The organism is Pseudomonas sp. KCJK9058 (assembly GCF_046230975.1).
Lineage (GTDB): Bacteria > Pseudomonadota > Gammaproteobacteria > Pseudomonadales > Pseudomonadaceae > Aquipseudomonas > Aquipseudomonas alloputida.
Genome location: NZ_JBJJLR010000025.1, coordinates 67,657 through 76,511, shown reverse-complemented (window position 1 = coordinate 76,511; position 8,855 = coordinate 67,657). Strand labels below are relative to the sequence as shown.

6 protein-coding genes are annotated in these 8,855 nt (G+C 60.3%); 4 read left to right on the top strand and 2 right to left on the bottom strand.

All coding sequences use genetic code 11. The features are described 5' to 3' along the window. Window positions 1-48: 48 nt before the first annotated feature. Together typA and thiI are read right to left on the bottom strand one after the other, a co-directional pair. A complete protein-coding gene (gene typA, locus ACK59Z_RS15085; RefSeq protein ID WP_003249222.1) occupies window positions 49-1,869 on the bottom strand; it encodes a translational GTPase TypA in 1,821 nt (606 codons plus the stop codon). Between the two features lie 128 nt (window positions 1,870-1,997). Then, window positions 1,998-3,452 (bottom strand): tRNA uracil 4-sulfurtransferase ThiI, encoded by a 1,455-nt coding sequence (gene thiI, locus ACK59Z_RS15080; RefSeq protein WP_003249221.1) that lies wholly within the window; start codon window positions 3,450-3,452, stop codon window positions 1,998-2,000. A 450-nt stretch (window positions 3,453-3,902) separates the two neighbouring features. Here thiI and glnA point away from each other — a divergent pair, with 450 nt between their 5' ends. From glnA to ntrC, 4 genes are all read left to right on the top strand, one after another. Next, window positions 3,903-5,309 (top strand): type I glutamate--ammonia ligase, encoded by a 1,407-nt coding sequence (glnA, locus tag ACK59Z_RS15075; protein WP_003249219.1) that lies wholly within the window; start codon window positions 3,903-3,905, stop codon window positions 5,307-5,309. 148 nt (window positions 5,310-5,457) lie between these two features. After that, window positions 5,458-6,000 (top strand): gamma subclass chorismate mutase AroQ, encoded by a 543-nt coding sequence (aroQ, locus tag ACK59Z_RS15070; RefSeq protein WP_108190471.1) that lies wholly within the window; start codon window positions 5,458-5,460, stop codon window positions 5,998-6,000. Between the two features lie 267 nt (window positions 6,001-6,267). After that, the gene (gene glnL, locus ACK59Z_RS15065) at window positions 6,268-7,353 is read left to right on the top strand and encodes a nitrogen regulation protein NR(II) (protein ID WP_010955600.1); all 1,086 of its coding nucleotides are present in this window, start codon (window positions 6,268-6,270) and stop codon (window positions 7,351-7,353) included. Next, window positions 7,350-8,786: a nitrogen regulation protein NR(I) gene (gene ntrC, locus ACK59Z_RS15060; protein WP_003249213.1), complete on the top strand. Its 1,437-nt coding sequence runs from the start codon at window positions 7,350-7,352 to the stop codon at window positions 8,784-8,786. Before glnL ends, ntrC begins: the two co-directional genes overlap by 4 nt. Window positions 8,787-8,855: the final 69 nt, after the last annotated feature.

Here is an 8,855-nt window from a genome sequence, read left to right as displayed (position 1 = left end):
CGCCCCCGGCCTTTCGACCGGGGGCGTTTTCATTCAGCCTGAGCTAACTCAGTTCTTGGCTTTCTTGGCTGCGCGGGTACGCTCGCCTTCGTCCAGGATCTTCTTGCGCAGACGAATCGACTTAGGCGTCACTTCGCACAGCTCGTCGTCCTGGATGAATTCCAGGGCCTGCTCGAGGGTGTGGCGAACTGGCGGTACCAGGGCGATGACTTCGTCTTTGCCCGAAGCACGCATGTTGTCGAGCTTCTTGCCTTTGGTCGGGTTCACGCCCAGGTCATTGTCACGGCTGTTCAGGCCGATGATCTGACCGTTGTAGATCTCCTGGCCGTGTTCAACGAACAGCTTGCCGCGAGCCTGCAGGGTTTCCAGCGAGTAGGTCAGTGCCTTGCCGGTCTCGACCGAAACCAGTACGCCGTTGAGGCGGCCGGACATCTGGCCCGACTTCATGGTGTCGTAGCGATCGAAGATCGAGGTCAGGATGCCTGCACCGTTGGTCAGGGTCAGGAACTGGTTACGGAAACCGATCAGACCACGGGCTGGAATGTTGTACTCCAGACGAACACGGCCCTTGCCATCCGGAACCATGTTGGTCAGGTCGCCTTTACGCAGACCCATCTCTTCCATGACCTTGCCCTGGGATTCTTCAGGGATGTCGATGGTGACGTTCTCGAACGGCTCCTGCTTCACGCCGTCGACTTCGCGGATGATCACTTCAGGACGGCCCACGGCCATTTCGAAGCCTTCACGACGCATGGTTTCGATCAGCACCGACAGGTGCAGCTCACCACGGCCCGAAACCTTGAACTTGTCTGGGGAGTCGGTCTCCTGAACGCGCAGGGCAACGTTGTACAGCAGCTCCTTGTCCAGACGGTCCTTGATGTTACGGCTGGTGACGAACTTGCCTTCTTTACCGCAGAACGGCGAGTCGTTGACCTGGAAGGTCATCGAAACGGTCGGCTCGTCAACGGTCAGCGGCTTCATCGCTTCTACCGCATCCGGGGCGCACAGGGTGTCGGAGATGAACAGCTCATCGAAACCGCTGATGCAGACGATATCGCCAGCCTGGGCTTCTTCGACGTCAACGCGGTGCAGACCGTGGTGACCCATCAGCTTCAGGATACGGCCGTTACGCTTCTTGCCGTTGGTGTCGATGGCGACAACCGGGGTGTTCGGCTTGACGCGGCCACGGGCGATGCGGCCAACACCGATAACGCCGAGGAAGCTGTTGTAGTCCAGTGCGGAGATCTGCATCTGGAACGGGCCGTCGCGGTCAACAGACGGTGCAGGTACGTTGTCGATGATCGACTGGTACAGGGGGGTCATGTCTTCGGCCATGGCAGTGTGGTCCAGGCCGGCAATGCCGTTCAGGGCCGAGGCGTAGACCACTTTGAAGTCCAGCTGTTCGTCGGTGGCACCGAGGTTGTCGAACAGGTCGAAGATCTGGTCCAGAACCCAGTCAGGACGTGCGCCCGGACGGTCAACCTTGTTGATCACGACGATTGGCTTCAGGCCGGCTTCGAAAGCCTTCTTGGTCACGAAGCGGGTTTGCGGCATCGGGCCGTCCTGGGCGTCGACCAGCAGCAGCACAGAGTCGACCATCGACATTACACGCTCAACCTCGCCACCGAAGTCGGCGTGGCCGGGGGTGTCGACGATGTTGATGTGGTAGCCGTTCCAGTTGATGGCGGTGTTTTTCGCCAGAATGGTAATACCGCGCTCTTTTTCCTGGTCGTTGGAGTCCATGACGCGCTCGTCATTGAGCTCGTTACGCTCCAGAGTGCCGGACTGACGCAGGAGTTTGTCGACCAGAGTGGTTTTACCATGGTCAACGTGGGCGATGATGGCGATGTTACGCAGATTTTCGATCACAAGTGTATCTCGATCAGAGGATTCGGTTGCCGCCCATTGTAGGCGGCCAATATGTACTGTTTGAGGCTCAGCGGGCCCGGCGGTCGGGAGGGCGATGGCGGATACTGCCGCCATACAGCCCCGGCGTCTTATGTCGGACGATAAACACGCACATTGGCATGTCCCTCACTGAGCAGGTGGTGTGCGTGCAAACGGCTCATCACACCCTTGTCGCAATACAGCAAGTACTGGCGCGTGGGGTCCAGGTGCTTGAACTTGCTGTTGATGGCGTAGAACGGCATGGCCTGGACTTCGATACCTTCCAGCACCAGAGGTTCGTCTTCCTGGGCATCGGGGTGGCGAATGTCGATGACGATCTGGCCTGGCAGCGCCTCGGCCACTTCCTCGATTTCGATGTCCTTGCCCAGCTCATCGATCACATGGTCGATGGAAATGAACTTGGCGCGCTCGAGCGCGCGCTCCAGCACGGCCATGTCGAACTGCTTTTCTTCGTGCTCCATGCGGTGACGCTTGGCATGGGTGGTCGGGTTTACCGAGATCACGCCGCAGTATTCCGGCATGTGCTTGGCAAAGTCCGCGGTGCCGATTTCGGTGGCCTGGTCGATGATGTCCTGCTTGTGGCTGGCCAGCAGCGGGCGCAGCACCAGCTTGTCGGTGGCCGAGTCGATGATCGACAGGTTCGGCAGGGTCTGGCTGGACACCTGGGAAATCGCTTCGCCGGTCACCAGCGCGTCGATCTGCAAGCGGTCGGCCATATGGGCGGCGCCGCGCAGCATCATGCGCTTGAGGGTCACGCCCATGTAGCTGTTGTCGACCTTGTTGAGGATCTCGCCAACCACTTCTTCGAACGGCACGCTGATGAACAGTACGCGCTGGCTGCTGCCGTATTTTTTCCACAGGTAATGGGCCACTTCCATTACGCCCAGCTCGTGGGCACGGCCGCCGAGGTTGAAGAAGCAGAAGTGGGTCATCAGGCCGCGGCGCATCATCTGGTAGGCCGCAACGGTGGAGTCGAAACCACCGGACATCAGCACCAGGGTCTGCTCCAGGGCACCCAGCGGATAACCGCCGATGCCGTTGTGCTGGTTGTGGATCACGTACAGGCGCTGGTCGCGGATTTCGATGCGCACCAGCACTTCAGGCTTTTTCAGCTCGATCCCGGCGGCGCCACACTGCTGGCGCAGCTGGCTGCCGACGTAACGGTCGACGTCCATCGAGGTGAAGTCATGGTGGCCACCGCGCTTGCAGCGCACGGCGAAATGCTTGCCGGCCAGCAGGTGGCCGAAGTGGTGCTTGCACTTGGCGACGATGTCGTCGAAGTCACCCAGCGGGTATTCCTCTACCTGCAGGAAGTGGGTGATACCCGGGGTGCAGGTGAGGCGTTCGATCATCTCGCGCTGGACTTTTTCGTCTTCGACGCGGGTGACCACCTCGAGATTGTCCCAGACACCATCGACCGCGAGCTCAGGGTCGAGATCCTTGAGCACGTTGCGGATGTTCTTGCCAAGCTGGCGGATGAAGCGCTTGCGCACCGGCCGGCTTTTGATGGTGATTTCTGGGAAGACTTTGACGATAAGTTTCATTGGTTAACAGCGCGCGCAGGGCCTGCCGAAAATGAGGGGCGCGAATTATATCGGAAATTGCTCAGGATTTGACCAACTTTTGATCAGAAGCTTTGAGATAAATGCAGAGGCCAGGTTTTGCAGTGCCTGTTCCGGCCCTTTCGCGGGTAAACCCGCCCGTAGGAGCGGGTTTACCCGCGAAGAGGCCCTAGAAGCTAGCACACCACTCACACCACGCACCCAATTGGTGCGAGACGATCAAAAAACGCATCGTAAGGGTGCACTTTTACCCGCCAACCCAACGCCAAATGCCCGCAAACGCCCCCTTTTATCCCACCCTCGCCATTTTCGGGCACTGGCATGCAATTTGCTCCCTTGTGAGGCAGGTAAGCTTGGCCGACTATCCGCGCCCGGCAACACCCTTTTTCCAGGGCAGCGGCCCACCGCGCTCTAGACCATCCGGAGGACAACATGTCGAAGTCGGTTCAACTCATCAAAGATCATGACGTCAAGTGGATTGATCTGCGTTTCACGGACACCAAAGGCATTCAGCACCACGTGACCATGCCGTCGCGTGATGCGCTGGACGAAGACTTCTTCGAAGTCGGCAAGATGTTCGACGGTTCCTCCATCGCTGGCTGGAAAGGCATCGAAGCTTCCGACATGATCCTGATGCCGGTCGACGAAACCGCCGTTCTGGACCCGTTCACCGAAGAACCAACCCTGATCATCACCTGCGACATCGTCGACCCGTCGAGCATGCAGGGCTACGATCGCGACCCACGCGCCATCGCCAAGCGCGCTGAAGAGTACCTGAAGAGCACCGGCATCGGTGACACCGTATTCGCCGGCCCAGAGCCTGAGTTCTTCATCTTCGACGAAGTGAAGTTCCACTCGGACATCTCCGGTTCGATGTTCAAGATCTTCTCCGAGCAGGGCTCGTGGATGACCGGCGCTGACGTGGAAGGCGGCAACAAAGGCCACCGCCCAGGCGTGAAAGGCGGCTACTTCCCGGTTCCGCCGTTCGACCACGACCACGAAATCCGTACTGCCATGTGCAACGCTCTGGAAGAAATGGGCCAGACCGTTGAAGTTCACCACCACGAAGTGGCGACTGCCGGCCAGAACGAAATCGGCGTCAAGTTCAACACCCTGGTGAAGAAGGCTGACGAAGTACAAGCGCTGAAATACGTCGTGCACAACGTTGCCGACGCTTACGGCCGTACCGCCACCTTCATGCCGAAGCCACTGTACGGCGACAACGGCTCGGGCATGCACGTGCACATGTCGATCTGGAAAGACGGCAAGAACACCTTCTCGGGTGAAGGCTATGCCGGCCTGTCCGACACCGCCCTGTACTTCATCGGCGGTATCATCAAGCACGGTAAGGCCCTGAACGGCTTCACCAACCCGTCGACCAACTCGTACAAGCGTCTGGTCCCAGGCTTCGAAGCCCCGGTAATGCTGGCCTACTCGGCTCGCAACCGTTCCGCCTCGATCCGTATTCCTTACGTTGGCAGCCCGAAAGCCCGCCGTATCGAAGCACGCTTCCCGGACCCATCGGCCAACCCGTACCTGGCGTTCGCGGCCCTGCTGATGGCTGGCCTGGACGGCATCCAGAACAAGATCCACCCAGGCGACGCGGCCGACAAGAACCTGTACGACCTGCCGCCAGAAGAAGCCAAGAACATCCCGCAAGTGTGCGGCAGCCTGAAAGAAGCTCTGGAAGAGCTGGATAAAGGCCGTGCGTTCCTGACCAAGGGCGGCGTGTTCTCCGATGACTTCATCGACGCCTTCATCGAACTGAAGAGCGAAGAAGAAATCAAGGTCCGTACCTTCGTACACCCGCTGGAATACGAGCTGTACTACAGCTGCTGATCTGATTGGCGCCTCGCGCCGATGACATGATCACAACGGCCTCCCTCGGGAGGCCGTTTTTGTTTTCATACATGCGAATCAGAACGCCCCTACAAGCAGCAGTTGGTCAACTGCGCACAATCCATTCTCCCTCTGTATGGAGAACACCATGCGCCTGGCCATCACGTCACTTTGCTTGCCGTTTGCCTTGATCGGCTGTATCGCTCCTGAAGCCTCCCAGCCTGAATTCAACCCACTCCTATCCAACATCGAGTACCGACTGGACCTGGCCAGCTCGGTTGCACTGCACAAGTGGGAACACAACCTTGCCGTAGCAGCGCCCGAGCGCGAGCGCGAAGTCCTTGCCCTGGTGCGCCAGCAGGCTGCCGACCATGACCTCAGCCCTGAACGCGCCGCAGCTTTCTTCAGCGACCAGATCGAGGCCAACAAGCTGATGCAATACACCTTGCTCGATCGCTGGGTCACGCTAGAGCAGAGGCCATCAGCAGCCGTCCTTGATTTGGTCGACCAACTGCGACCTCGTCTGGACAAGCTTCAGACAACGCTTCTATTCGAGTTGGGGCGCTTCGACCGGCACCCTCCAAAGGACTGCGCGCGTAAACTCGCCAACGTCCTGCGCGCCCGCACCAATGACCCGATACGCCACCTTGCCCTGGTCCGCGCAACCGCACAGCTGTGCCCGAAACACTAGGCACGCCAATGCTCTATATTGGTGCATAAGAGCGCCGAACGCTCCGCCATACACCCCAAAATAGGTCGCGCGGAGCGCCCGCTCAGCAAATTTTGATCCGATTGAGCGCAAATCCAGGCCTTTCTCAGCTATTTCCGCTTCTTTTCGGAGCCTTGGTTTGTTTCTTGCATTTTTTGCAGGAAGAGAGTCTCGCATCAGCGGATCCACAGCACGCCCGGTTCTGGCCCCAAGTGCCAGGCAAGCGCCAAACGAGGTCAACGACGCCTTATGACCATCAGCGATGCACAGCACCGTCTGCTTCTGGACAACCTGACCACCGCCACGTTGCTGCTCAACGCCGAGCTGCGCCTGGAGTACATGAACCCGGCCGCAGAAATGCTACTGGCCGTCAGCGGCCAGCGCAGCCATGGGCAGTTCATCAGCGAGCTGTTCACCGAATCGACCGAGGCGCTCAGTTCGCTGCGCCAGGCGGTCGAGCAGGCGCACCCGTTCACCAAGCGTGAAGCGCAGCTTACATCGCTGACCGGGCAGACCATCACCGTCGACTACGCGGTAACGCCGATACTGCATCAAGGCCAGACCCTGCTGTTGCTCGAGGTGCATCCGCGGGACCGTCTGCTGCGCATCACCAAGGAAGAGGCCCAACTGAGCAAGCAGGAAACCACCAAGATGCTGGTGCGCGGCCTGGCCCACGAAATCAAGAACCCCCTTGGCGGCATCCGCGGAGCAGCCCAGCTACTGGCCCGCGAACTGCCCGAGGAAGGGCTGCGCGACTACACCAATGTGATCATCGAAGAGGCCGACCGCTTGCGTAACCTGGTCGACCGCATGCTCGGCTCGAACAAGCTGCCGTCGCTGGCCATGACCAATATTCACGAAGTGCTGGAGCGTGTGTGCAGCCTGGTCGATGCCGAAAGCCAGGGGTGCATCACTTTGGTGCGCGATTACGACCCAAGCCTGCCGGACGTGCTGATCGACCGAGAACAGATGATTCAGGCCGTACTCAACATCGTGCGCAACGCCATGCAGGCGATCAGCTCGCAGAATGAACTGCGCCTGGGTCGCATCACCTTGCGCAGCCGCGCGCTGCGCCAGTTCACCATCGGCCACGTGCGTCACCGCCTGGTAGCGCGGGTAGAGATCATCGACAACGGCCCGGGCATCCCGCCGGAACTGCAGGAAACCCTCTTCTATCCCATGGTCAGTGGCCGCCCGGACGGTACCGGGCTGGGCCTGGCCATTACCCAGAACATCATCAGCCAGCACCAGGGCCTGATCGAGTGTGAAAGCCACGCTGGCCATACCGCCTTCTCGATTTACCTGCCTCTGGAACAAGGAGCCACCGCCTCATGAGCCGAAGTGAAACCGTATGGATCGTCGACGATGATCGTTCCATCCGCTGGGTCCTGGAAAAAGCCCTGCAACAGGAAGGCATGACCACCCAGAGCTTCGACAGCGCAGACGGTGTCATGGGACGCCTGGCACGCCAGCAACCCGACGTGATCATTTCCGACATTCGCATGCCTGGCACCAGCGGCCTCGACCTGCTGGCGCAGATCCGCGAGCAACACCCGCGCCTGCCGGTCATCATCATGACCGCCCACTCCGACCTGGACAGCGCCGTGGCCTCGTACCAAGGCGGTGCCTTCGAGTACCTGCCCAAGCCATTCGACGTCGACGAAGCGGTGTCGCTGGTCAAGCGCGCCAACCAGCACGCCCAGGAGCAGCAAGGCCTGGATGTGCCACAGAACCTGGCGCGCACCCCGGAAATCATTGGTGAAGCCCCGGCGATGCAGGAGGTGTTCCGCGCCATCGGCCGCCTCAGCCACTCCAACATCACCGTGCTGATCAATGGCGAGTCCGGCACCGGCAAAGAACTGGTGGCCCACGCCCTGCACCGGCACAGCCCACGCGCAGCATCGCCGTTCATTGCCCTGAACATGGCCGCCATCCCCAAGGACTTGATGGAGTCGGAGCTGTTCGGCCATGAGAAAGGCGCCTTCACAGGTGCTGCCAACTTGCGTCGCGGCCGTTTCGAGCAGGCCGATGGTGGCACGCTGTTCCTCGACGAAATCGGGGACATGCCTGCCGACACTCAGACCCGCCTGCTGCGTGTGCTGGCCGATGGCGAGTTCTACCGCGTGGGTGGCCATGTGCCGGTCAAGGTCGACGTGCGCATCATCGCCGCCACCCACCAGAACCTGGAGTCACTGGTGCAGGCCGGCAAGTTTCGTGAGGACTTGTTCCACCGCCTGAACGTGATCCGTATCCATATTCCGCGCTTGGCCGACCGCCGCGAGGATATCCCCGCCCTCGCCCGCCACTTCCTTGCCCGGGCGGCCCAGGAGCTGGCAGTCGAGCCGAAGATCCTCAAGCCGGAGACTGAAGAGTTCATCCGCAACCTGCCATGGCCGGGCAATGTGCGGCAGATGGAGAACACCTGCCGCTGGATCACCGTGATGGCCTCCAGCCGCGAAGTGCTGATCGGCGACCTGCCACCCGAACTGCTGAACCTGCCACAAGACGCCGCGCCGGTAACCAACTGGGAGCAGGCCCTGCGCCAGTGGGCCGACCAGGCATTGGCGCGCGGGCAGACCAGCCTGCTGGACAGTGCAGTGCCGAGCTTTGAACGGATCATGATCGAAACAGCACTCAAGCACACCGCCGGCCGCCGTCGCGATGCCGCGCTGTTGCTGGGTTGGGGGCGCAATACCCTGACGCGCAAGATCAAGGAGCTGGGAATGAATGTGGCCGGGGGGGATGATGAGGAAGGTGATGACCACTGAGCTCTGAATTAGCTTTTTAGATTGCTGGGGCTGCTTTGCAGCCCATCGCGACACAAGGCCGCGCCCACA

Coding starts and splice junctions, on each gene's coding strand:
- glnL (WP_010955600.1), top strand. CDS start 6,268: ATGACCATCAGCGATGCACAGCACCGTCTGCTTCTGGACAACCTGACC.
- ntrC (WP_003249213.1), top strand. CDS start 7,350: ATGAGCCGAAGTGAAACCGTATGGATCGTCGACGATGATCGTTCCATC.
- thiI (WP_003249221.1), bottom strand. CDS start 3,452: ATGAAACTTATCGTCAAAGTCTTCCCAGAAATCACCATCAAAAGCCGG.
- aroQ (WP_108190471.1), top strand. CDS start 5,458: ATGCGCCTGGCCATCACGTCACTTTGCTTGCCGTTTGCCTTGATCGGC.
- glnA (WP_003249219.1), top strand. CDS start 3,903: ATGTCGAAGTCGGTTCAACTCATCAAAGATCATGACGTCAAGTGGATT.